Source organism: Sphingomonas sp. DBB INV C78, from assembly GCF_042693015.1.
Taxonomy (GTDB): domain Bacteria; phylum Pseudomonadota; class Alphaproteobacteria; order Sphingomonadales; family Sphingomonadaceae; genus Sphingomonas_E.
The window spans coordinates 4,436,865-4,461,059 of the sequence record NZ_CP170544.1 but is presented as its reverse complement, the minus strand read 5'-3'; the positions used below and the strand labels follow the sequence as shown (position 1 = coordinate 4,461,059).

21 protein-coding genes are annotated in these 24,195 nt (G+C 66.0%); 7 read left to right on the top strand and 14 right to left on the bottom strand.

Translation table 11 applies throughout. The annotated features are described in order from the left end of the window. Positions 1-61 precede the first annotated feature (61 nt). Positions 62-1,057, bottom strand: coding sequence for an adenosine kinase (locus ACFB49_RS21185; protein WP_380873546.1), 996 nt, complete (start codon positions 1,055-1,057; stop codon positions 62-64). Positions 1,058-1,137: 80 nt separating this feature from the next. Between ACFB49_RS21185 and ACFB49_RS21180 the strand changes: the two genes are divergently transcribed. Further along, positions 1,138-1,836, top strand: a complete 699-nt coding sequence (locus ACFB49_RS21180; RefSeq protein WP_380873545.1) for an EI24 domain-containing protein — start codon at positions 1,138-1,140, stop codon at positions 1,834-1,836. Further along, the gene (locus tag ACFB49_RS21175; RefSeq protein ID WP_380873543.1) at positions 1,833-2,195 is read left to right on the top strand and encodes a hypothetical protein; all 363 of its coding nucleotides are present in this window, start codon (positions 1,833-1,835) and stop codon (positions 2,193-2,195) included. The genes ACFB49_RS21180 and ACFB49_RS21175 overlap by 4 nt, the downstream gene beginning before the upstream one ends. Here ACFB49_RS21175 and queG read toward each other — a convergent pair. After that, positions 2,170-3,321 carry a tRNA epoxyqueuosine(34) reductase QueG gene (gene queG / locus ACFB49_RS21170; protein ID WP_380873541.1) on the bottom strand — a complete coding sequence of 384 codons (1,152 nt, stop codon included), beginning with the start codon at positions 3,319-3,321 and terminating at the stop codon, positions 2,170-2,172. The two genes, ACFB49_RS21175 and queG, sit on opposite strands and share 26 nt — an antisense overlap. 23 nt (positions 3,322-3,344) lie before the next feature. On the opposite strand from queG, the gene ACFB49_RS21165 reads away from it, so the two are divergent. The 3 genes from ACFB49_RS21165 to msrB are packed head-to-tail and all read left to right on the top strand — an operon-like array spanning position 3,345 to position 6,078. Beyond that, positions 3,345-4,301 carry an ABC transporter ATP-binding protein gene (locus ACFB49_RS21165; protein ID WP_380873539.1) on the top strand — a complete coding sequence of 319 codons (957 nt, stop codon included), beginning with the start codon at positions 3,345-3,347 and terminating at the stop codon, positions 4,299-4,301. Then, positions 4,298-5,527: an ABC transporter permease gene (locus ACFB49_RS21160; RefSeq protein ID WP_380873537.1), complete on the top strand. Its 1,230-nt coding sequence runs from the start codon at positions 4,298-4,300 to the stop codon at positions 5,525-5,527. Before ACFB49_RS21165 ends, ACFB49_RS21160 begins: the two co-directional genes overlap by 4 nt. Before the next feature lie 50 nt (positions 5,528-5,577). Then, positions 5,578-6,078: a peptide-methionine (R)-S-oxide reductase MsrB gene (msrB, locus tag ACFB49_RS21155; protein ID WP_380873535.1), complete on the top strand. Its 501-nt coding sequence runs from the start codon at positions 5,578-5,580 to the stop codon at positions 6,076-6,078. Here msrB and ACFB49_RS21150 read toward each other — a convergent pair. The 3 genes from ACFB49_RS21150 to ACFB49_RS21140 form a co-directional block, all read right to left on the bottom strand. Next, positions 6,075-6,830 carry an isocitrate lyase/phosphoenolpyruvate mutase family protein gene (locus ACFB49_RS21150; RefSeq protein WP_380873534.1) on the bottom strand — a complete coding sequence of 252 codons (756 nt, stop codon included), beginning with the start codon at positions 6,828-6,830 and terminating at the stop codon, positions 6,075-6,077. The two genes, msrB and ACFB49_RS21150, sit on opposite strands and share 4 nt — an antisense overlap. 88 nt (positions 6,831-6,918) lie before the next feature. Further along, entirely contained in the window at positions 6,919-7,719 is an 801-nt protein-coding gene (locus ACFB49_RS21145) for a LytR/AlgR family response regulator transcription factor (protein WP_380873532.1), read from the bottom strand. After that, positions 7,716-8,810 carry a sensor histidine kinase gene (locus tag ACFB49_RS21140; RefSeq protein ID WP_380873530.1) on the bottom strand — a complete coding sequence of 365 codons (1,095 nt, stop codon included), beginning with the start codon at positions 8,808-8,810 and terminating at the stop codon, positions 7,716-7,718. Before ACFB49_RS21140 ends, ACFB49_RS21145 begins: the two co-directional genes overlap by 4 nt. Positions 8,811-9,453: 643 nt before the next feature. Between ACFB49_RS21140 and ACFB49_RS21135 the strand changes: the two genes are divergently transcribed. Together ACFB49_RS21135 and ACFB49_RS21130 are read left to right on the top strand one after the other, a co-directional pair. Next, positions 9,454-11,310, top strand: coding sequence for a putative bifunctional diguanylate cyclase/phosphodiesterase (locus tag ACFB49_RS21135; protein WP_380880068.1), 1,857 nt, complete (start codon positions 9,454-9,456; stop codon positions 11,308-11,310). Then, positions 11,307-13,190 carry a CHASE4 domain-containing protein gene (locus ACFB49_RS21130; protein ID WP_380873529.1) on the top strand — a complete coding sequence of 628 codons (1,884 nt, stop codon included), beginning with the start codon at positions 11,307-11,309 and terminating at the stop codon, positions 13,188-13,190. The genes ACFB49_RS21135 and ACFB49_RS21130 overlap by 4 nt, the downstream gene beginning before the upstream one ends. A 138-nt stretch (positions 13,191-13,328) precedes the next feature. On the opposite strand, the gene ACFB49_RS21125 is transcribed toward ACFB49_RS21130, so the two are convergent. The 9 genes from ACFB49_RS21125 to lptB form a co-directional block, all read right to left on the bottom strand. Next, the gene (locus ACFB49_RS21125) at positions 13,329-14,435 is read right to left on the bottom strand and encodes an SET domain-containing protein (protein WP_380873528.1); all 1,107 of its coding nucleotides are present in this window, start codon (positions 14,433-14,435) and stop codon (positions 13,329-13,331) included. Positions 14,436-14,610: 175 nt separating this feature from the next. Then, the gene (locus ACFB49_RS21120) at positions 14,611-15,621 is read right to left on the bottom strand and encodes a transporter (RefSeq protein WP_380873527.1); all 1,011 of its coding nucleotides are present in this window, start codon (positions 15,619-15,621) and stop codon (positions 14,611-14,613) included. Positions 15,622-15,812: 191 nt separating this feature from the next. Then, complete coding sequence (gene gyrB / locus ACFB49_RS21115) at positions 15,813-18,308, bottom strand: DNA topoisomerase (ATP-hydrolyzing) subunit B (protein WP_380873525.1); 2,496 nt, start codon at positions 18,306-18,308, stop codon at positions 15,813-15,815. A gap of 39 nt (positions 18,309-18,347) precedes the next feature. Next, positions 18,348-18,782 (bottom strand): energy transducer TonB, encoded by a 435-nt coding sequence (locus tag ACFB49_RS21110; protein ID WP_380873523.1) that lies wholly within the window; start codon positions 18,780-18,782, stop codon positions 18,348-18,350. Between the two features lie 113 nt (positions 18,783-18,895). After that, entirely contained in the window at positions 18,896-19,441 is a 546-nt protein-coding gene (locus tag ACFB49_RS21105; protein ID WP_380873521.1) for an energy transducer TonB, read from the bottom strand. A 63-nt stretch (positions 19,442-19,504) separates the two neighbouring features. Continuing rightward, a complete protein-coding gene (recF, locus tag ACFB49_RS21100; RefSeq protein ID WP_380873519.1) occupies positions 19,505-20,587 on the bottom strand; it encodes a DNA replication/repair protein RecF in 1,083 nt (360 codons plus the stop codon). 77 nt (positions 20,588-20,664) lie between these two features. Beyond that, on the bottom strand, positions 20,665-21,669 hold the full coding sequence (locus tag ACFB49_RS21095) for a diguanylate cyclase (protein ID WP_380873517.1): 1,005 nt from the start codon (positions 21,667-21,669) through the stop codon (positions 20,665-20,667). A 111-nt stretch (positions 21,670-21,780) separates the two neighbouring features. Continuing rightward, complete coding sequence (rpoN, locus tag ACFB49_RS21090; protein ID WP_380873515.1) at positions 21,781-23,331, bottom strand: RNA polymerase factor sigma-54; 1,551 nt, start codon at positions 23,329-23,331, stop codon at positions 21,781-21,783. A gap of 45 nt (positions 23,332-23,376) precedes the next feature. Further along, positions 23,377-24,156 carry an LPS export ABC transporter ATP-binding protein gene (gene lptB / locus ACFB49_RS21085; RefSeq protein WP_380873513.1) on the bottom strand — a complete coding sequence of 260 codons (780 nt, stop codon included), beginning with the start codon at positions 24,154-24,156 and terminating at the stop codon, positions 23,377-23,379. Between the last annotated feature and the right edge of the window lie 39 nt (positions 24,157-24,195).

Below are 24,195 nucleotides of genomic sequence, written 5' to 3'. Positions count from 1 at the left end.
TTCTTGTCGAGCGCAGTCGAGACACGGCCCCGAACTGCGCGCGACACGAACGGGAGGGGAATTAGCCCAGCTTCGCGGTCACCAGCGCCTTGATATCCGCCACCGGCCGCGCGCCGAAGTGGGAGATCACTTCCGCCGCCGCGACCGCGCCCATCGTCAGGCTGTCGGTGAGCGAACGGCCCTGCGCCTGGCCCGCCAGGAAACCGGCGGCGAAGAGATCGCCCGCGCCGGTGGTGTCGACGATCGCGGCGATCGGTTCGGCCGGCACTTCGGCCCGCGCGCCTTCCTGGATGGCGATCGCGCCCTTTTCGGAACGCGTCACCACCAGCGTCGGCACCTTGGCCGCGGTGGCGGCGACAGCCGCCTCGAAATCATCGCTCTCGTTGAGCGACAGGATCTCGGTTTCGTTGGCGAACAGGATATCCACGTCGCCATTGGCGATGAGCGCGTTGAAATCGCCGCGATGCCGCTCGATGCAGAAGGTGTCCGACAGCGTGAAGGCGACCTTGCGGCCCGCGCCCTTCGCTGTTTCGATCGCGGCGCGCATCGCCGCCCGCGGTTCGGCCGGATCCCACAAATAGCCTTCGAGATAGAGGATCGCGGCCGATGCGATGAGGTCGCGGTCAAGTGCTGCCGCCGGCAGGAATTGCGAAGCGCCGAGATAGGTGTTCATCGTCCGCTGGCCATCGGGCGTCACCAGGATCAGGCAGCGCGCCGTCGGCGGCTCCGCTTCGCGCACTGGCGTATCGAAATGGACGCCGAGCGCGCGGATGTCGTGCGCGAAAACCTCGCCAAGCTGGTCCTGCGCGACCTGGCCGATGAAGCCGCAGCGCGCCCCGAGCGCGGCCGCGCCCGCCACCGTGTTCGCCGCCGAACCGCCGCTGGCTTCGAGCCCCGGCCCCATCCGGCCGTAGAGGCTGGTCGCGATCTCGGTGTCGATCAGCCGCATCGATCCCTTGGCCACGCCTTCGGCCGCGATGAACGCATCATCGGCCTGGGCGATCACGTCGACGATGGCGTTGCCGATCGCGATGATGTCGAGGCGGGTATCGGACATGCGGGCTCCCTTCGGGATCAAATTCAAAAGGCGCGCCTAAACGGCGGCGGGGCATGGCGCAACCGGGCGATGCGCGATAGATGGGCGTCATGGTCCGCGCGCTTTCGCTATCGATCCGCCAATTGTCGGATCGCCGCATCGCCAAGGTGTTGGCCAAGTCGGTCGCGCTGACCCTTGCCATCTTCATCGCGCTGGGCGTCACGCTGCGCTGGGCGATGACGGGGCGCGACCCCTGCGCGCTGGCGCCGGGCTATACCTGCGTGATCGGATCGACCGAGGGCAGCGTCGCCGCGGTGCTGCTGACCCTGGTCGGGCTGTGGCTGCTGTTCCCGGCGATCGCGGTCGGCGTGATCGGCCTGTTTTCGGACGAGGTGGTCGAAGCCGTCGAGGACCGCCACTATCCGGACGAGGCGGCGCGCGCCAAGCCGCCGGGCTGGCGGGAGGCGATCCGGCTCGGCCTGGGTTCGGCGGGACGGCTGATCCTCTACAATATGATCGCTTTGCCCTTCTATCTGCTGCTGCTGCTCACCGCCTTCGGGCCGGTGGCCCTGTTCCTGATCGTCAATGCCGTGGCGCTTGGCCGCGATCTCGACGAGATGGTGGCGGTGCGCCATCTCGACGCCGAACAGCGCAAGGCCCGAATCGCGGCCACACGAGGCGGTCGCGCGCTGACCGGGCTTGTCGCCACGGGCCTGTTCATGATCCCTGGCGTAAACCTCCTCGCCCCCGTGCTCGGCGCGGCGATGGCGACACATCGATTCCATGGGAGCCGCGGTTGAAGCGCCTTTCTTTCCTGTTCCTGCCCGCTCTGCTTGCCGGCTGTACCGCCACCACCCCGACCCCGCGACCGGCCCCGATCGTCAACGCGCCCCCGCCGACCGGGCTCGATCGCGTGCTCGGCCAGGATGCCCGTGCGCTGCAGCTGCTGTTCGGCGTCCCCGATCTCGACGTGCGCGAGGCGCAGGCCCGCAAGCTGCAATATGCCGGGCCGATTTGCGTGCTCGACGCCTATCTCTATCCCCCGGCGCAGGGCCGCGAGCCGATCGTCCGCTATCTCGACGCCCGCACGCCCGCCGGCGAGGATTTCGACCGCGCCTCCTGCATCGCCGCGCTCAGCCGCAGGGTGGAGGCGCGCTGAGCCATTCGGTGCGGACATCTTCGTCCGCATCGGCGCTTCGCGTCGTACTCTCCCGTGCAAAACCCTCTGGATCAATCCGGCCGAGTGCCCAAGCCGCGGCACCGCGGACCACAGGCGCGGGATCGTCGAGCAGCCGGGTCACCGCCGGCAACAGCCCCTCCCCGCCGTCATTGCCCGCAGCGATCAGCGCGTTGCGCACCATCCGGTCGCGGCCGATCCGCTTGATCGGCGATCCCGAGAATACGGCGCGGAAACCGGCATCGTCGAGTTCGAGCAGGTCGCCGATCTCGGGCGCGGCAAGCTCGGCCCGCGCGGAAAAGGCGCGGTTGGCGGCGGCGGCGGCGGCGAACTTGTTCCACGGGCACACCGCCAGGCAATCGTCGCAGCCATAGATGCGGTTGCCCATCGCCACGCGGAATTCGCGCGGGATCGGCCCCTTATTCTCAATCGTGAGGTAAGAAATGCAACGGCGCGCATCGATCCGGTAGGGGGCCGGGAAAGCTTGGGTCGGGCAGGCGATCTGGCAGGCGTCACACGATCCGCAGGTGCCGCGATGGCCGCCGTCGGGCTCCAGTTCCAGGGTCGTCATGATCGCGCCGAGGAACAGCCAGCTGCCATGATCGCGGCTGACGAGGTTTGTATGTTTGCCCTGCCAGCCGAGGCCGGCGGCCTCCGCCAGCGGCTTTTCCATGACGGGCGCGGTATCGACGAAGACCTTGAGATCCCCGCCCGCCTGATCGACCAGCCATCGGGCCAGCGCCTTCAGCCCCTTCTTGACGACGTCATGATAGTCCTGCCCCTGCGCATAGGTGGAAATGCGCGCGACGCCGGGCGCATCGGCCAGCCGCAACGGGTCTTCCGCCGGCGCATAGCTCATCCCCAGCATCACCACCGATCGCACGTCGGGCCACAGCCCGGCAGGCGAGCCGCGTTGCTCGGCGCGCTCCTCCATCCACAGCATGTCGCCATGCGCGCCGCTGGCCAGCCATTCGCGTAAGCGCCCCGCACTTTCGGGCGTCGCGTCGGCGGGCGCGATGCCGCAGGCGACGAACCCCAGCCGCGCGGCTTCGGCTTTCAGCGCGGCCGTCAACGTCTTGTTGTCGATATGATGCGATTGGGTGGGCACAGGATTCAGTCTAGACCAAGCGGGTGAACGTGACGAACGCGATCGAGGCGCACGGGCTGGTAAAGGATTTCGGCGGATTTCGCGCGGTCGATGGCATCGACCTTGCGGTGCCGGCGGGATCGATCTTCGGCGTGCTCGGCCCCAATGGTGCTGGCAAGACGACGACCTTGCGCATGCTGCTCGGCATCATCGATCCCGATGCTGGCCACCGCACTTTGCTGGGCGAGGCAAAGCCCCTCCGCGCGGCCGCCCAGGTCGGCTATCTACCTGAAGAACGCGGCCTTTATCCCGGCATGCAGGCGCGCGAGGCGATCGCCTTCATGGGTGCGTTGCGCGGCCTGCCGCTGAAGGAAGGGCGCGTGCGGGCCGACGCGATGCTGGAGACCTATGGCTTGGGCGACGCCAAGCGCAAGACGATCCGCACGCTTTCCAAGGGCATGGCCCAGACCGTCCAGTTGCTCGGCACGCTCGTCCACCGCCCCCGGCTGATCGTGCTCGACGAACCCTTTTCCGGCCTCGACGCGCTCAACCAGCAACGGCTGGAGGGGTTGATTCGCGAGCAGGCGGCGCAGGGCGTCACCATCCTCTTTTCCACCCATGTCATCGCCCATGCCGAACGGCTGTGCGAGCGCGTCGCGATCATCGCCGGAGGGCGTATCCGCTTCGAAGGCGGGGTCGAGGAAGCGCGCAGCCGCCTGCGCCCGCGCGTCCGCCTCGTCACCCGTGTGGCCGATGGCCCATGGCGGGCGGCGCTCCCGGCTGAGGCGATGCGCAAGGACGGCGTCTGGCAGTTCGACGTGCCGGACAGCGGGATCGAGCCGCTGCTGAAGGCGCTGATCGACGGCAGCGCCGGCATCGAGACCCTGTCGATCGAGCGGCCCGGCCTGCACGATGCCTTCGTCGCCATCGCTGGCGAGGCGGCGGCGCGCGAAATGGATGCGACGGCGCCCACGGCCGAGGAACTGGAGGCGGCGGCATGATGAACGTGATCCGCGCCGCCTGGGTGATCGCGCGCCGCGATTATGTGGCGAGTGTCTTTTCGAAGACCTTTCTGCTCTTCCTGCTCGGGCCGCTGCTGCCGATCCTCGCCGGGCTGCTGTTCGCGACGGTGGGCGCCAAGACCGAGGCCGAGACCGCCCATCCCGTGGTGGCCGTGATCGCGTCGCCCGCCGATGGCGAGGCGCTCAGCACCGCCCGCACCCGCCTGGCCGAGCGGCTAGGCGAAATGGCGCTGCCCAATCTCCGTATCGTCGCGCCCGCTGCCGATGTGGAGGGACAGACGCGCGAACTGCTCGCCGATAAGGAGCATGGCGTCGTTGCGGTCGCACGCGGCAGGATCGAAACGCCGCTGCTGATCGGCCCGCGCGGCGCCGTCAACGCCGTCCAGGGCAAGCTGGCCCTGATCTACGACACCACGCGCGCCGGCCGTGCGCTTGCCGTCAACGGAGTCGCGCCGCCCGACACCGTCAATTTCTCGATCCGCACCGTCGACAAGGCGGCGGGCAGCGATGCCGCCAACCGCGCCGTCACCGCGCGGATCGGCCAGCTGGTGCTGATGATGCTGACGATGATCCTCGCCGGCATGCTGCTGTCCAACCTGATCGAGGAAAAATCGAACAAGGTGATCGAGGTGCTGGCGGCCGCCGTGCCGGTGGACGCGATCTTCCTCGGCAAGCTCGGCGCGATGCTCGCCATGTCGCTGACCGGCATTGCCGTCTGGGGTGGCACCGCCGCCCTGCTGATGCGCGGCCTGTTCCCCGCCGCCGCGGCCGCGCTGCCGCCACCGGCGATCGGCTGGGGCATGTTCGTTACGCTCGGCGTCGTCTATTTCATCGCCTGCTATCTGCTGCTCGGCGCGCTGTTCTTAGGGATCGGCGCGCAGGCATCGAGCGTGCGGGAGGTACAGACCCTGTCGATGCCGGTGACGATGGGCCAGCTCGGCGTGGTCGCGCTCGCCTCCAGCGCGGTCGGCGCGCCGGCAAGCGGGCTGGCGATAGCGGCGATGATCTTCCCGTGGAGCTCGCCCTTCGCGATGCTCGCGCGGGCGGCCCATTCCGGCGACATCTGGCCGCATCTGGTGGCGATCGGCTGGCAGGCCTTGTGGATCGGCCTCATCATCCGCTTCGCGGCGCGACGCTTCCGCGTGGGCGTGCTCAAATCGGGCGCGCTGAAGCGGCGGCGCCTGCTTTTCTGGCGTACCGCCTGAAACCAGAAGCCGCTTTCTCCCGTATATCTCCCAGATACCAGGAGAGCGTGATGAACGTCGACAGGCGGCAATTTCTGGGGGCCGGGGGCACAGCGCTGGTGGTCGGCACGATCGGCGGCTTCAACCTCGCCGCGTCGGCCGGCGCCGCCGCCACGGGCAAGTTCGAATATGCGCTGAGCGACGCGGCCTGGCGGAAGAAACTGGGCCCGGACGCCTATAGCGTACTGCGCCAGGAAGCGACCGAGGCGCCCGGATCATCGCCCTTGCTCAAGGAGAAGCGCGCCGGCACATTCACCTGCCGGGGTTGCGGCCTGCCGCTTTTCTCCTCGCACACCAAATATGACAGCGGCACCGGCTGGCCGAGCTTCTGGCAGCCGCTACCCAAAGCCGTCGCCACCACCACCGATTATAAGGTCGGCTTTGCCCGCACCGAGGTCCATTGCCGCCGCTGCGGCGGGCATCTCGGCCATGTCTTCGACGACGGCCCCAGGCCCACCGGCAAGCGTTATTGCATGAACGGGCTGTCGCTGAAGTTCGTGGCGAAGGCTTAGCCGTAGATCGCCCGCGCGGCGTCCTCCACCGTCTTCATCGCCAGCCGATAGGGACCGGGGCCATAGCTCACCCGCGCGACGCCGAGCTGGGCGAGGCGCGGCGTTTCCGGCACGCCGGGGAACATCATGATATTGACCGGCAGCGGCGATGCTTCGCACAGCCGGGCGATCAGCCCTTCATCGACCAGCCCCGGCGCGAAGAAGCCGCTGGCGCCGGTATCGGCATAGGCCCGCGCCCGTTCGATCGCGTCGGCGAGCTTCGCTTCGTCATGCTCGACGGCGGGTGCCTTCAGGAAGATGTCGGTGCGGGCGTTGACAAAGGCGTGGGGTGCGGCCCCCTTCATCGCGGCGATGCGGCGGGCCTGCTCGGACGCGGCATATAGCCCTTCGCCGCCGACCAGCTGATCCTCGAAATTGAAGCCGACGGCGCCGGCCTCCGCGGCACGGGCGGCATTGGCCGCCACTGCGTCAGGGGTCGCGCCATAACCACCCTCGAAATCGAGCGTCACCGGCAGATCGACGGCCGCCACGATCCGTTCGAAATTGGCGAGCGCGAGATCGAGCGGGATCGCCTGGCCATCACCGAAGCCGTTGGCGGCCGCCACCGACCAGCTTCCCGTCGCGAGTGCCGGCGCACCCGCCTCGGCCACCGCCTTGGCGCTGCCGGGATCCCAGATATTGAAAAGGACCAGCGGCTTGCCGGGGACATGCAGTTCCGCAAAGGCGCGCGCTTTTTCCGCTTCGATCAGCATGGATCACTCCCTGAAAGACAGATGCCCCACCTTAGAGGCAGGGCATCCGAACTTCATCCCGGCGATTGCGGTGAAAGCGCGGTGTCCGTCAGTGGACGAAGCGCGCCACCACGTCGCGATAGGACCGGCTCACCTTCACCTGCGCGCCCGAATCGAGCACCAGGAAACATTCGCCATTGGTGTGCGGCTTCACCTGCTTGACGAGATCCAGGTTGACGATCGTCGAGCGGTGGACACGCTGGAAGCGGCGCGGATCGAGGCGCTTTTCCAGATCCTTCATCGTTTCGCGCAGGATCAGCGTGTTATCGCCGGTATAGATGCACATATAATCGCCGGCGGCATCGATCCGCTCGATCGTGTCGACATCGACGCGGAAGATCTGCCCGCGATCCTTGATGTTGATGAGCTTCTCGAAGCGGTTCGATGCCGGCGCATCGGAGGATTCGGGCATCGCCTCGGCGGCTTCGGGGGCGACTTCGGCGAGAACTTCCTTCAAGCGGCCGGCTTCCTCGGCGCTGCGCTTTTCGGCGAGGCGCAGGCGCACGCGGTCAAGCGTGTCGGCCAGCCGCTCGGTTTCGACCGGCTTCATCAGATAATCGACCGCATCCGCCTCGAAGGCGCGCAGCGCGTGATCCGAATAAGCGGTGACGAAGACGAACAGAGGCGGTTCGACCTCCATCAGCCCCTGGACGACCGAGAAGCCGTCGAAGCCGGGCATCTGGATGTCGAGGAAAACGAGATCGGGCTTGTGGGTCTTGATCGCGCGGATGGCTTCCCTGCCGTTGGTGCAGGTTTCGATGATTTCGACATCCTCATGGGGTTCCAGGCGGAGTTGCAGGCCTTGGATGGCGAGCGACTCATCATCGACGAGGATGGTTCGGATTGTCATGCGGCTTCCTTGGGCTCTTCCGTCGTGAACGGTATTTCGATCATGACGCCGAACCCGGCCCCCCGTTCCCCCTGAATCTCGAAACGGTGGTCGGCGCCATAGGCCTGCGCCAGCCTGTCGCGTATGTTCGCCAGGCCGACACCCGTCGAATATGTGGGGCGGTTCACCGCGTCGTGCAAGCCGGGCCCGGTATCGGACACGGTGATCTGCACCCGATCCCCGGCAAGCCGCGCTTCCACGGCGATCTCCGCCCCCTCTTCCTGGGGCGTGACCGCATATTTGATCGAATTTTCCACCAGCGGCTGCAGCAGCAGCGACGGCAGGCGCGCCCGCGATACTGCGGGATCGATATCGAAGCGCGGCTGCAACCGCTCCTCGAAGCGCATCTTCTCGATCTCGAGATAGAGTTTGAGCGTCTCGACCTCCTGCGCCAACGTCACCTGGCCCGTGGGTTCGTTGACCAGTGTATAACGCAAAAAGGAGGACAGGCGCGACAACATCGCATTCGCCCGGTCGGTCTGCTTCAGCAACACCAGCGTCGAGATCGAATTGAGCGTGTTGAACAGGAAATGCGGGTTGAGCTGGTAGCGCAGCATCGCGAGTTGCGCGGAGGCGGCCTGCGTTTCGAGCCGCGAAAGCTGGTCGGTCTGTTCTTCCAGCAGCAGATAGAAGTTGATGCCGTAATAGAGCGCCGACCAGGCGGCGAGCAGCGCGAAATCGAGCAGGATGGCGCCCAGGAACTGCACGCCCGACGGCATCTCGCCGGGGCGGTAGAAGGTGGCGTGCGCCCACACCTCGATCGTCGAGAAGGCGCCCGATGCGATCAGCACGACAAGGATCGATCCGCCCCAGGTGATGATCGGCTTCTGGGCGATCAGCCGGCGGAAGATCGACGCCATCAACAGCGTCAACGAATAGCCCGTCGCGGTGTTGAGCGCGCTGGGCACCAGAAACAGGAGCCCCATGCCGTTGGCGAGGCCGCCCAGTGAGCGGAGGATCAGATACCCCGCCCAACCGGCCGACTGGAGCATCCAGAAGGCGCGGTTCTTGTCGTCGAAAAAGGGCTTCGATCCGAGGCTGAGTAAGGCCATGTGCCCATGCATAGAGGGAATTTACGGCTTGGGGAATCTCTGACGGTCATTTGGCGCCGTCGGCCTCGCCCGATCAATTTGGTCGACGGCATTGCCGTTTTCGTCGCGCCATCCGGCATCCGTCGCCCGCACGGTCTATCCGGTCGACAGGCTGCGGACGCCCCGCGACCGGCTGGCTAGAAGATCATCATTGTTTGAGTGTTTCGAGAAGGTTGGTTCGGTGTCCGCCAGGCTGCACGTCCTCTCCCTGATGTTTTTGCGACAGCAGGGAAAGCGGTCACAGCCACGGCCGGCGCCACTGGCGGGCCTGTTCGGGGATCCGGACGGCAGCGTTCCTTGCGAACGCGGCTCGCTGGACGCCGAAGCCGACTGGGCCGATTTGTTTGCGCAGCCGCGCAGACGCTGTCCTTAGTATGAGTAGCTTTTCCGCTTACCCTCTTCCCGTCGTCCGCCACAGCGACGGGGACGGCGGGCCAAGTGCCCGCCGACCTGCCGCCCGCTGCACATACGCGACCCTTGCAGCGGGCGGCAGGCCAAATTTCCCGGAAATAAACGAAATATTATCCTTCTTTCACTAGCCCAACAGCCTGCAACTGACTGTGGGGTTCATGTGCGCGTCCTGATCGTAGACGACGAACCGGCGATGCATGACGCCTACAAGCGCACTCTTGGCGCTCAGCAGGCTACACCTGGCCGCAACGCGCTGGCCGCGATGGCATCCGAACTATTTTCCGATCGCGCCGCCCCCGCCCCCTCCGATGATGAGGAAGCCTTCCGCCTGGGCCATGCCAATCAGGGCCTCGACGCCGTGGCGATGGTGCAGCAGGCGATCCGCGAGGGGGACCGTTATCGCGTCGCCTTCATCGACATCCGCATGCCGCCCGGCATCGACGGCAAGGAAACCGCTCGGCGCATCCGCGCGCTCGATCCCGATATCAACCTGGTGATCGTCACCGGCTATTCGGATTACAGCCCGATCGAGATCTCCCGCGCGGCGGGGCCGATCGACAAGATCTTCTACATCACCAAGCCGTTCGAAGTGAACGAGGTGCACCAGACGGCGCGCGCGCTCTGCCGCCGCTGGCAGGTCGACGCCGAGCTGGCCCAGACGCGCGCCGAACTGGCCGACAAGGTGGTCAAGCTCGAGGAAAAGACGCTGGCGCTCGCCGCCAACGAGGCCCGCGCGGTCCATATGGCGAGCCATGATTCGCTTACCGGCGCACCCAACCGCCTGGCCTTCCTGCGCGAGCTTTCCGAGCGGATGCAAGGCGCGCCGCAGTCCCCCTTCGCGGTCGGCATGCTCGATCTCGATCGCTTCAAGAACGTCAACGACACGCTGGGCCACGCCGCCGGCGACGAGCTGATCCGCGAAGTGTGCAAGCGGCTGGCATCCGAAGTGGGCGAAGGCGTGGTCGCACGGCTGGGCGGCGACGAGTTCGGCATATTGTTCAGGGTGCGCGACAAGGCCGAAGCCGTGGCGCGCTGCGAACGGATCGTCGCGGTCTGCTCCACCACCTGCATGATCCTCGGCCATGCCGTCCAGGTCAGCGCCTCGATGGGGCTGGTCTTCGCCGACCCCGGCCCCGATGCCGAGAAGGTCGATCATATGCGGCTGGCCGATCTCGCGCTCTATGAGGCGAAGCGCGCCGGCCGCAGCCAGGTGCGCCTGTTCGACGAAAGCATGGATGAGAGCGTCCGCTTCCGCCAGCGGATCGAGGCCGGGTTGCGGCAGGCGATCGCGCGGCGCGAATTGCAGGTCGTCTACCAGCCGATCGTCGCGCGCGAGAAGCTGGACGTCGTCGGGTTCGAGGCGCTGCTGCGCTGGACCAGCGCCGAGCATGGCACCATCTCGCCATCGGTGTTCATCCCGATCGCGGAGGAGAGCAACCTCATCCACGAACTGGGCGACTGGGTGACCAACGAAGCGCTGACCGAGTGCAAGCGCTGGCCGCACCAATATGTCTCGATCAATTTTTCGCCCCGCCAGTTCCGCCGGCAGGATTTCGTCGATGGGCTCGCTGCCAGGGTGGCCGGGTCGGGCGTCCCCCCGCAGCGGGTGCAGATCGAGATCACCGAAACCGCGATCTTCGACGATGATCTCCGCGCCGCCGAAACGCTGCAGCATCTGCGCAGCCTCGGCTTCCGCATCGCGCTCGACGATTTCGGCACCGGCTATTCCAGCCTGTTCAACATCCGCAACTTCGCGCTCGATTGCCTAAAGATCGACAAGTCCTTCATCGACGGTCTCGGCCGTGAGGTGGAATCGGCCGCGATCGTCAATTCGGTGACCCACCTTGCCCGTTCGCTCGGGCTCGGCGTCGTCGCCGAAGGCGTGGAGAGCGAAACCCAGAACCAGGCGTTGCGGCTTGCCGGCTGCTCGCACCTGCAAGGCTATTATTTCGGCCGCCCGGCCGACGCCGATACGACTGCCGAACTGGCGGCCCATGCCGTCCTCGACGATACGACGCTGCAACCCACCCTAGGGCTGATCCGGCCGTGACCCAGCGGCGCCTCGCTTTGCCGGCGTTCGTCCGCAAGGCCTCGCTGGGCGTCAAGCTGGCGGTGATCCTGACCGTCGCCGGCATCATCGGCTTTGCCGGCATCCTCGCACTGCTGACCACCGTGATCACGCCCAGTTTCGACAAGCTCGAAAACAGGGCGGTCGAAGGCCATATCGATCGCACGCGCGCCGCACTGGAGGAATATGCCTCCAAGGTCGAGATCGCCGTCAAGGATTATGGCGTCTGGGACGACAGCTATAAATATATGAACGAGGGCGGCGCGCGGTTCGAGGAGACGGTCTTCTCGGTGCTCGCCTTCACCAATCTCGACATCAACGGCATGGCCTATGTCGATAATGCCGGGCGCATCACCTACTCGCGCTATGTCGACCTCGAAACGCAGGCCGACGATCAGGGCCGGACCGGAAAGTTCGAGGCGCTGATCACCTCGCAATCGGTCCGCAAGCTCGCCGCCGCCGGCGAATCCGCGCATTTCTATTCCCGGCTGGGCGATCGCATCGTCGCGGTCGGCATCGCCAAGGTGCTGATGAGCGACGGCACCGGCACCAGCCCCGGCTATGTCGTGATGGCGCGCCAGATCACGTCGGAGCAGTTGAGCCATCTGATCCAGCTCAACGCCCGCTTCGGCATCGGCCGTGCGCATCAGCCGACGGCGGTACGCGAACGCCCCCGCACGCTCGACATCGCGGTCGATATCGATGGCCTCAACCGCATCCATATTGCCAATGCGACCTTTGTCGTGCCGCGCGACTTCACCCTGCTCGGCCAGCGCATCCTGGTGCTGACGGTAATCGGCACCGCGGTGCTGCTCGTCGTCGTGCTGCTGGTGCTGCGGCGCGTGATTGCGCGCCTCGTCATCACGCCGCTCGCCCAGGTCGAACGCCACATGCAGGAGGTTTCGGGTTCAGGCCAGCTTCGCCCCTTCGTCGATCAGGAGCGCGGCGACGAGGTCGGATCGCTGGTCCGCAGCTTCAACGCGATGCTCGCCCAGCTCAAGGATCTGCGCGAACAGGTCGAGATCCAGTCCTTCAAACTCGGCCAGAGTGAGAGCGCGATCGGGGTGATGCACAATGTCCGCAACGGCCTCAATCCGATCAGCGTGATCGTGTCGCAGGGGCTGAGCGCGGAGGCGGTGCTTTCGGCCGACGATGTCGCCCGCGCGCTGGCAGAATTGGCGCGTGACGAGACGCCGCCGGTTCGCCGGCAGAAGCTCGTCGCCTTCCTGGTCGCCGCGCTCGACATGCATCGTGGCCAGCATGAAAAGCGCCGCGCCGACCTGATCAGCGCGCGCGACTGCCTCAACAATGTGCTCGAGATTATCGGCCATCAGCAGACGATCGCGCATGAGCGGATCGATACCGAGCCGTGCGACATCCTCTCGGTCATCCAGCAGAATGCCGCGCTCGCCCGCTATGCCGCCAACAGTGCGATCGAATTCACCTGCCCGGACGTGACGGAGCTTGCAGCCGCCAACCGTATCCTGCTGAGCCAGGTGATCGGCAACATCTTCTCCAATGCGGTGGAATCGATCGACAGCAGCGGGCGCGACAGCGGCCGCATCACCGTCGCCATCGACCGTTTCGCACACCCCACCGGCGACGTCGTCGAGATCCGCGTCACCGACAATGGCGAGGGCTTCGATTCCGATCGCGGCCAGCAGATCTTCCAGCGCGGCTTTTCCAGCCGCCGCCAGAAATCGGGCGGGCTGGGCCTCCACTGGTGCGCCAATTCGATCAACGCGATGCATGGCACGCTGACTTTGGTCAGTCCCGGCGTCGATCAGGGCGCAACCGCGACGATCACGCTGCGCGCGGCGGACACGCCCGAGGACGACAGAGCAAGGGCAATCGCGGCCTGACACAAGTACCCCTGCCGCCCCGAGCCCCTGGGCTTGGGCTATGCCGAACCCGAGGACAGGCTGCGTCGAGGGAGGTGTCACAAGTGCTCCGCAACGTGTCTCGACTGCGCTCGACACGAACGGGAAAAGGTCTTGCGCCTATTGCAGATAGGGTGGGACGAGGCCGAGGCCGCGATAGCGTTCGCGCAGTTCGTCCGCCAGCTCGGCAAAATCGCCGATCGTGCCGCGGCAGACATGGGTGCGGCACTCACAATCCATCCGCCAGCGGCTCTCATAGAGCGTCGTCGAATAGTCCCAGCTGATCTCGTCGCCCGGCTGGATGTCGCGGATCGCGTGAAGATAGACGCCCTGCCCGTCGAAGCGCAGGCCGGCATTGGGATCGCAGCTATGGTTGATCAGGTCGTCGACCCCGCCGGACGGACCCATATAATGATCGGCATCGATCTGGACGTAGCGATCGGCCTGGCCGCTGATCCGCTTGGGTAGCTGCGACTTGTGAAGCCGCGGCCCCTGGAACTCGATGATCCGGTCGCCGGCTGCGAAGGGCACGGCCGAGAAGACCGCCTTGCCGAGATGATTTTCGCCGATCGCGAAGATCCTCGGTTCGGCGCGGTCGACTTCGCGGATGTAGAAATCGCCGCGCGAAAAGCCGAAGGAGCGCCAGGGGTTGATCGTCGCGAGGCCGATGATGAACCACATGCTGGCATGGCAGACCAGTTCGACGAAGATGTAGGGAATCTCGGCCCGCTCGTCGCTCAAGCCGGCAATGATCACCAGCAGGGTCGCGAGATCGCCGATCGTCCACAGGCCCCAGGCGGGCGAGCGTTCATGCTCGCGATCGGCGATCGCGCTCTGCCAGGTGGGGATGAAGCTGAGAGGGATCGCCGCGACCACCAGCATATGCGCCCAATAGGCCGACTGGAACACGCCCCAGATCACCAACGCGGCAAGGCTGAGGCCCATGCACAGGCTTTCGGTGCGCGTCGGCGGCTGCCATTCGGATTGGCGCCAGACGGCCAGGGTCACGAGGATGCAGGCCATCGCCGAAATGGCGAAGATGATGTTCTGGGCGGCGCCGTGGTTGACCGCCTGATAGGTCATCGCCTCGATCGCGGTCGCGGCGCTCCAGATCAGCCAGGACGCGCGATTGGGACGCACCATCTGGCGGCGAATGCCCAGCCAGTAGAATAGGTAGGCGGTGATGTTGCAGACGATCGCTGCATACCACCATGCTTGTGTAATCATGCCCGCCCCGATCGGCCGGCCGGGGCCTCAACCCCGATCAGCCGCCTGATCCTCCCACGCATCCGGCCGAGGCCGGATGGGGGACTTGTCGCGCAAGCGCATCCCCCGCGCAAGCATGTCGGTCGATATGCCTCGCTTTTCCGCAGATTTTACGACGCGCTACGGGGCCGCGGCGTCATTGCGCAGGCGGAGGGACGGCCGGCATCACCATATGGAGCGGCAGCGAGAGACCCATCCAGACCGATGCGCCCTTCAGGCGATTGGTCGCGTCGAATTCCTGCAGGAAGCGGAAGCGCACCGTCGCAGGTGAGCGGCCGAGCATGCCGTGCGCGGCCATGGTTGCGCCGACACCGAACACTTCGCCCTTGAACGATCCCAGCCGCGCACCCGCACCGCTGTCGCCCGAAAGCTGCTTCAGATAATAGCCCTGCACGCCGGCGGAGAAGCTCTTCGAGAAGCTCTTTTCGACCGCGCCCTCAAGGTGGAATTCGTTGCCCGAATCATAGTCGGTATGATCATTCTTGCCGTTGAAGGTGACGCCGGCCTTGCCTGACACATCCCACCCCGCCTCGGGATCGTTCCAGCTCAGCGCCAGCGAGCCATCGACCACCCAGCGATGAAAAGCGAGGTTGGCGAGCTGGTCCTCGCGATAATTGCCGATCGGGAAATTCACGATCGTGCTCGCCTGGATATGGACCTTGCCGGTCTTCCAGCCGAGCGCAACGGTTCCGATCGGATCGCCCACCACCGTCGCGGAATCATGACGGTTGACCGAAATCTGCCCGCCGAGCGGACCGGTGAGCACGGCATTGACGTCGATGATCGGCGAGCCGAACGGCACCGCCCCGCCGATCGCCAACGTGCCGCCGGCGAAATTGGTGGTGGGCACCCACAGCATGGTCGGGAAATCCGCGACGATCGTCGCGTCGAGCCCGGCAACGACATTGCCGCCGATCACGAACTGCTTGCCGCCCTTGGCGGCGCCGTCATAGACGTAGATTTCATTGTCCAGATAAACGCCCGGCAGCGGCGGCATCACCGCCGCTTCGGGGCCGCCCGATCCGAGCAGATAGAGGCTGGCGCCGCCTTCGGTCGCCTGAGCCGATCCCGCCCAGCCGATCGCGATCAACCCGCCTGCTGCTCCTAAAATGGCGGAAACCCGCCGGCCGGTCAGTCGCATCGTCATGGGCTTCGTCCGCTTGGCTACTGGACAAGGCCGGCATGATCGACAGTCGCCCCGCGCCTGAACATCGGGATAAACCCCGATAGGCCGGGGTTTAATCCTTCGGGGGCGGCGGTTTGGCGGCAGATTGTCGCCCCGATCCCACGCATGCCCACCGGGGATGCGCGGCACAGGCGCTAGCGATGCGGATCAGGTCAAACGTCGAGATTGGCGACCGACAGCGCGTTTTCCTGGATGAATTCGCGTCGCGGCTCGACCACGTCACCCATCAGGCGGGTGAAGATCTCGTCGGCGACGTCGGCCTGGGCGATCTCCACCTGCAGCATCGAGCGGTTGGCGGGATCGAGCGTGGTTTCCCACAGCTGTTCCGCGTTCATCTCGCCCAATCCCTTGTAGCGGCTGATCGACAGGCCCTTGCGGCCGGCGGCGAAGATCGCATCGAGCAGTTCGGACGGCCGGTTGACCGGCTTGCCGCGCGTATCGACGACGGGTTCGTCGACCTCCTCCGCGTCAGCTGCCTTTTCCGCCGACTTGGCCGAGACGATCCGCGAGGTGGTCGCATAGCTTGCTGCCTCCTCGCCGGCGAGCGCGTGGAGCTTGCGGGCTTCCTGCGAGGCCACGAAAGCGCCGTCGATCAGATAATGGTCGCTCACCCCGCGCCACAGGCGGATGAGGTGATAGCCACCCTCCTCGGTCGCCTTGCCCGACCAACTCGCCTCGGGATCACCGCGGCCGAGCCAGCCGGCGACGCGCGCCGCCGCTTCCTCATGCGACTGCGCCGAACCCGCAGGATCGAGCGCGCCGGTCAGCGCCAGCGCCTCGACGATCGCGGGGTCGTAACGGCGCGGCACATAGCCCATCAAAGTCCGCATCCGCCGGGCATGATCGATCAGCCCGCGCAGATCCTCACCAGACCGCGCACCATCGGCGGTTTCCAGGATCATCGATCCGAGGCCGGCATCGACGAGATATTCGTCGAGCGCGGCATTGTCCTTGAGATAGACCTCCGACCGGCCCTTCGCGACTTTATAGAGCGGCGGCTGGGCGATGTAGAGGTGCCCCTTCTCGATGATCTCCGGCATCTGCCGGTAGAAGAAGGTCAGCAGCAGCGTGCGGATATGCGCGCCGTCGACGTCGGCGTCCGTCATGATGACGATCTTGTGGTAGCGCAGCTTCTCGATGTTGAAATCGTCGCGGCCGATGCCGGTGCCCATCGCCTGGATGAGCGTGCCGATTTCCTTCGACGACAGCATCCGGTCGAAACGCGCGCGCTCGACGTTGAGGATCTTGCCCTTGAGCGGAAGGATCGCCTGATAATGGCGGTCGCGGCCCTGCTTGGCCGATCCGCCGGCCGAGTCACCCTCGACCAGGAACAGTTCGGACTTGGCGGGATCGCGCTCCTGACAATCGGCGAGTTTGCCGGGCAGCGAGGCGATGTCCATCACCCCCTTGCGCCGGGTGAGTTCGCGCGCCTTGCGCGCGGCCTCGCGCGCGGCGGCGGCATCGATCACCTTCTGAATGATCGCGCGCGACTGCGCCGGATTCTCGTCGAGATATTCGGCGAGCTTGTCCGCCATCAGCGCTTCGAGCGGCTGGCGCACCTCGGACGAAACCAGCTTGTCCTTGGTCTGCGACGAGAATTTCGGGTCGGGCAGCTTGACCGAGACGATCGCGGTCAAGCCCTCGCGCATGTCGTCGCCGGTGAGCGTGACCTTCTCTTTCTTCAGCATGCCCGACTTGTCGGCATAATTGTTGAGCGTGCGCGTCAACGCCGCGCGGAATGCGGCCAGGTGTGTGCCGCCATCGCGCTGGGGGATGTTGTTGGTGAAGCAGAGAACCTGCTCATAATAGCTGTCGTTCCACTCAAGCGCGACGTCGATGCCGACATCGTCGCGCTGGCCGTGGATCGCGATCGGATCGGGCATCAGCGGCGTCTTGGCGCGGTCGAGATATTTCACGAAGGCGGCGATGCCCCCTTCGTAGAACAGTTCGACTTCCTTCTTCTCGGCATGGCGCCCGTCGATCAGGAACAGCCGCACGCCCGAATTGAGGAAAGCGAGCTCGCGATAGCGATGCTCGAGCTTTTCGAAATCGAACTCGGTGACGTTCTTGAACGTGTCGGTCGATGGCAGGAAGGTGACGCGCGTGCCCTTCTTGTCGCCGGCCGGGCCGACAACCTTCAGGGGCGCGACCGCATCGCCGCGGGCGAAGCGCATATAATGCTCCTCACCGTCGCGCCAGATCGTGAGATCGAGGAAATCGGAAAGCGCGTTCACCACCGACACGCCGACGCCGTGGAGGCCACCGGACACCTTGTAGGCGTTCGAATCCGATGTGTTGTCGAACTTACCGCCGGCATGAAGCTGGGTCATGATGACCTCGGCCGCCGACACGCCTTCCTCGGCATGGATGCCGGTCGGGATGCCGCGGCCATTATCCTCGACGGAAACCGATCCATCGGGGTTGAGCGTGATCAGGATGCGGTCGCAATGACCAGCCAGCGCCTCGTCGATGGCGTTGTCCGACACCTCGAACACCATGTGGTGCAGGCCCGATCCGTCATCGGTATCACCGATATACATGCCGGGGCGTTTGCGCACCGCATCAAGGCCCTTCAGGACCTTGATCGAATCGGCGCCATAATCATTCTGGGAAGGGGTGTTCTCGGGTTCGCTAGCCATGCCGAGCATATAGGGAATCGATGCGCCAAACCCAAGCGAAATGGGTGATCAGGAGGGCGGCGGCCTGAAGGGTGCAGTCCAGCGGACGCGACGAAAGTCGATTGCCGGCACGGGCGCCCCTCGGAAGGTTGCCGGGGAAAAGCGGGCCCGAGCAGAAAGGGCATTGCAGGCTGCCATGTCGAGGCGATCGTGACCGCTGGTCCCAATTACTCGGCACCCGGTGACACGCCCTTTCTCGCCAATCTCCAGCAACACTTCGGTGAAACCCGAGGCCCTCGCCGCGAAAAGTTCTTTGGGATAGTCGAAGGTCGTCACCCACCGAGCTTGATCCCCAATCGACCGCGCGGGTGCGACATCTTTGGGTATCCCGCGTTCAATCAGCGTGCGGCAGGCTGCCTTATCGCGCTCCTCCGAGCCGCTACTGATGATGGGGCGGCAGTTTTCAACGCCGGCTGCGTCGTTGGACTCATAGATCAGCGTCACGCCATCTATGCGGGCCGCCGGATAAGCGTCTCCAGCCGCAGCGTTTGCAGACGCCGCACTGCCCGCCGCCAACCCGATCAGCGTCGCGCGAAGCGCGAGACTCCCGCGCAAGATCAGCGCGCCACCGGCTTGGCCCACACGACGTCGCGCACGCCCACCGCGCGGACCGGCTTGCCCTTGTAGGTGGCCGGCGAATAGCGGCTGCGGGTGAGCATCAGGTTGCAGCTCTGCTGGTCGAGCCGCGGCGATCCGCTGGAATAGCTCACCCAGCAACCGCTGACCTTGCCGGCCTCGTCGATCTCGACGATCGTCTCGGTGGTGCCCGATTCCCCACGCTTGACCGAAAGTTCGGGATAATCGGCGGGCTGCACCACCGCGCCCTCGCCGATCGGCATGGCCGGGATGACCTCCTTCGGGGTGCCGCGGCTGCGCAGCGTATCGCAGGCCTCGCGGTCGCGCCGTACCGAACCGGCGCTGACGATCGCCCGGCAGCGCGCGATCCCACCGCGGCCGTCGCCGCTATAGGCCAAAGTCGCCTTTTCGATCACCACCGCGGGATAAAGCGCGGCTCCATCGCTTTCCGCGCCGGTCGCCGCGACGGCGGGCAGTGCCAGCGGCAGCGAGGACAGGATGATGCAGCAATTGTGAAGCCTGGTCATGGTCATTCCCCTCTAATGACATGTCTGGTTTAACGCCGCGGCTTGCTCCGGAGCAAGCTGCACTTAGCCATCCATCACCATACCCTGCACCACGACGAAGCGCTGTGCGTCGGCCTGTTCGAACAAGGCGGGTTCGGTGCCCGTCATCCACACCTGCCCGCCGCCGGCCGCCAGCCGATCGAACAAGGCCGCACGGCGCAGCGGATCGAGATGCGCGGCGACCTCATCGAGCAGCAGGATCGGCCGCCGGCCGACATCGGCGGCGACCAGATCGGCATGGGCCAGGACGATGCCGAGCAGCAGCGCCTTCTGCTCGCCGGTCGATGCGCGGGCGGCGGGCTGCCCCTTGCCGAGATGGGTGACGGCGAGATCGGTGCGATGCGGCCCTGCCAGCGTGCGGCCCGCCGCACCGTCGCGGCCTCGCCCTGTGGCCAGTTCGGCGCGGAAGGCATCCTCGTCCGCCACCGCCCAGCCATCGAGCGCGAGGCCGGCGCGCGCGAAAGGCCCTTCGGCCTGTTCGGTCAGCCGCTGCCCCAGCGCCGCCACCGTCCGCTCGCGCGCCAGCCCGAGCGCGGTGCCATGTTCCGCCATCGCCACCTCCAGCGAAGCCAGCCAGGCCGGATCGGCCTGCCGCCCGCTTTCGCGCACGTCGGCGAGCAGGCGGTTGCGCGCGCGCATCGCGGCCTCATAGCGCGCGGCATGGACGGCATGGGCGGGTTCCAGCGCCAGCACCAGCCGATCGAGGAAGCGCCGCCGCCCGCTCGCGCTATCGACGAACAACCGGTCCATCGCGGGCGTCAGCCAGAGGACGGCGAGCCATTCGGACAGCGCATTGGCCGAGGCAGCGGCGCCGTTGATCCGCACCTGCCGCCGCTCGGGCGCCGTCGCCAGCGCGCCCGTGCCGATCTCGACGTCGCCGGCCAAGCGCGCCGCCACCGCGAAACCGCCCGGCCCGTCGCTGCGCGCCATTTCCGACAGTGCAGCGCCCCGCAGCCCCCGGCCGGGGGTGAGCAGCGACACGGCTTCCAGGATATTGGTCTTGCCGGCGCCATTCTCGCCGGTCAGCACGATCAGACCCGGCCCGCACGTCACGAGTGTCGAGGCATAGGATCGAAAGTCGGTGAGCGCGAGGCGGACGACGGCCATGCCGCCTCCTATCCTCTTATCGCGCGAACGGGAATCCCGCCAGAAGCGCGCAGCGCTTCCACCTCAAACAATCAGGCTCAATCCGCCAGGCAGATCCGGTTGCGGCCCTCATTCTTGGCGCGATACAGCGCCTCGTCCGCCGCCTTGAGCATGGCGGAGACATCCCGCCGCCCCCGCATCCCGGAAATGCCGGAGGAGAAGGTGACGCGGCCGAGCGTCTCGCCGGTCTGGCGCAAGGTCACCTGCCGGGCGGCGACATCGGCGCGGATCGTGTCCAGCCGGCTCATCGCCTCGTCTGGCTCGTTGCCGTCGAACACCACGACGAATTCCTCACCGCCATAACGCGCGACGAACAGGCTATCCGATCCGACCCGCGACAACGAGGAGGCGATCAGCTTGATCACCTGATCGCCGATCGGGTGGCCATGGGTGTCGTTGATGCGCTTGAAATTGTCGATGTCGCAGATGGCGAGCGAGAATGTGACGCGCTCATCCTTGGCGGCGTCGAAGGCGTTGCGCAGCCGGGCTTCGAGCGCGCGGCGATTAGGCAGGCCGGTCAGCGGATCGCTGTTGGCGGTGAGCGATGCTTCGGCAAGCTTCGCGCGCAGCCCCTGGATTTCCTCCGATGCCTTGCGGATCTTGTCCTCGGCCGCCCAGGCGCGCTCGGTCATCAACCGGGTTTCGGCGAGCAGATCGGCGATCACCAGTTCCGGCCCCTGCCCCGTGGCAAGCGTCGAGGCACCCGCTTCCAGCGCATCGGCGAAGCGGCGGGTGCCGTCCTGTGCGTCGCCCATCGCGGTTGCCGCTTCCTCGGCCTTCTGCCGCGCTTCCTGCGCGAAACGGATGATCTCGTCGGTCGCGATCGCGCGGCTGTGGAGCGCGACCAGCCCGGCGACGGCGGTGCGCGTCAACCCGCCGTGGCGCGCGATCGCCTGGTCGACGCTGCGCACCAGCGCATCATCCGCCCCCAGCACATAGCGCCGGCAGATATCGAAATTGGATACGGTGGGATCGAGCGAATTGGCGAACAGCAGCTCGCCGATTCGATCCCACAAATTCCGCGCTTCGATGGTGGCCGCCATTCGTCTTCGTCGCCCCCGACGTATTCCCGGACGCAGGACGCGTCCAAACCTTATCCCTATTAACCGACAGGCGGTTGCCGGGCTGTTAACAACGCCGGAAAGATATGGATTTCAGGCCGCGTGCTTGGTCAGCGCCCGTTGCCGACGGCGCTGCACCGACGATCCCAGCCCCATTGCCTCGCGATATTTGGCGACCGTGCGGCGCGCGATGTCGAAGCCGCGAACCTTGAGCAACTCAACCAATTTGTCGTCGGACAAGATATCGTCGCCCTCGCCCGCGATCAGCTTGGCGATATGGCTCCGCACCGCTTCCGCCGACACGGCATCGCCGCCGTCCGACGCCTGGATCGCGCTGGTGAAGAAATATTTGAGCTCGAACAGCCCGCGTTCGCACATCACATATTTGTTGGATGTGACGCGGCTGACGGTAGATTCGTGCATGCCGATCTCGTCCGCTACCGCCTTCAGCGTCAGCGGGCGGAGATGCTCGACGCCCTTGGTGAAGAAGGCTTCCTGCTGCTTCACCAGTTCGGTCGCGACCTTCATGATCGTCCGTGCGCGCTGGTCAAGCGCCTTCACCAGCCAGTTGGCGCTGGCCAGGCAATCGGACAGCCAAGCCTTGCTGTTCTTGTCCTGCGGGCCGCTTGCCAGCTCCACATAGTAACTGCGGTTGACCAGCACGCGCGGCAGCGTCGCGCTGTTGAGCTCGATCGCCCAGCCCGATCCGGTGCGGGCGATGAACAGGTCCGGCGTCACCGGCTGGATGCGCGCGCCGCCGATCTTCAGGCCGGGCTTGGGATCATAGTTGCGCAGCTCGCGGATCATGTCCGCCATATCTTCCTCGTCGACGCCGCAGATGCGACGAAGCTGCGGCAGCGCACCGCGCGCCAGCAAGTCGAGATTATCGATCAGCCGCGCCATCGCCGGATCGTAGCGATCGGCTTCCTTCGCCTGCAGCGCGATGCATTCGGCAAGCGTCCGTGCGCCGACGCCGGTTGGCTCGAAGGTCTGGACGACCGCCAGCACCTGTTCGATCTGGAACAAGGGCACGCCCAGCCGCTGCGCCATTTCCAGCGGCGATCCGGTGAAATATCCCGCCTCGTCGATCAGATCGACGACCATGCTGGCGATGACCAGATCATTGCCCGAAAGCACGCTGCCCGCCTGCGCCAGCAGATGATCCTGCAGCGAAATATCCTCGGTCATCGCCCCGAAATCGGGGCCGTCCTCCGAATAACCGCTGCCGGGCGTCGCCATGTCCATGCCCAGCCCGCCGTCCAGCCCGCGCGGCGAATCACTGATGCTGTCGTGCTGGAAAACCTCGGCATCATAATCGACGTCGAGCGGCGCATCGGCGCCGGCATCGCCGGTTTCCATCAGGCGATCGGAGGTTATGGGCTCGTCGCCGCCGTCGCCGAAGGATGCGTCACCACCATCGAAATCCTCGGCGAAGTCGGCGGCGCCCTCGGGCTCACCGCCGGGCTCGGCCCGTTCGCTGTCGCCGGCGCCGGCTTCGAGCAGCGGGTTCTTCTCCAGCTCCTCGGCGATGAAGGCTTCGATCTCGAGGTTGGAGAGCGCCAGCAGCTTGATCGCCTGCTGGAGCTGCGGCGTCATGACGAGCGACTGGCTCTGACGCAGGTCGAGGCGTGGCCCCAGCCCCATCAGCCGCGCTCCGGCTCAGCAAAGGATCGCCGACTGCCCATCATCTCAAAGGGCGAAGCCCTCGCCCAGATAGAGGCGGCGGACATTCTCGTCGGCGACCAGCGCTTCGGGGCTGCCCGAAAACAGCACGCGGCCGTCATAGATGATGCAGGCGCGATCGACGATGTCGAGCGTCTCGCGGACATTATGGTCGGTGATCAGCACGCCGATGTCGCGGCGCTTCAAATCCTTCACCAGATCGCGGATGTCGGCGATGGAAAGCGGATCGATGCCCGCGAACGGTTCGTCGAGCAGCATGATCGAGGGATCGGCCGCCAGCGCGCGGGCGATCTCGCAACGGCGCCGCTCGCCGCCCGAAAGCGCCATCGCCGGCGACGTGCGCAGCCGTTCGATATGGAAATCGGCGAGCAAAGTCTCCAGCCGCTGCTTGCGCACCTCGACATCGGGCTCGACCATTTCGAGCACCGCGGCGATATTCTGTTCGACGGTGAGGCCGCGGAAGATCGAGGTTTCCTGCGGCAGATAGCCGAGGCCGAGGATCGCGCGGCGATACATCGGCAGGCGCGTGATATCCTGCCCGTCGAGCAGGATACGGCCGGCGTCCGGCTTCACCAGCCCCATCACCGAATAGAAACAGGTCGTCTTGCCCGCGCCGTTGGGGCCGAGCAGGCCAACCACCTCGCCGCGTGCCACGTCCAGCGACACATCGGTCAGCACCTGACGCTTGTCATACGCCTTGGCGATGGAAACGATCGAAAGGCCGCGCGAAACGCCCTCTGCATCGGGGAAGCCCGACGGACGTTCGAGGGTGGCGCTGTCGTTCATGCCCTATCCGATCGCATGGAAATGGTTGGCAAAGCGTTA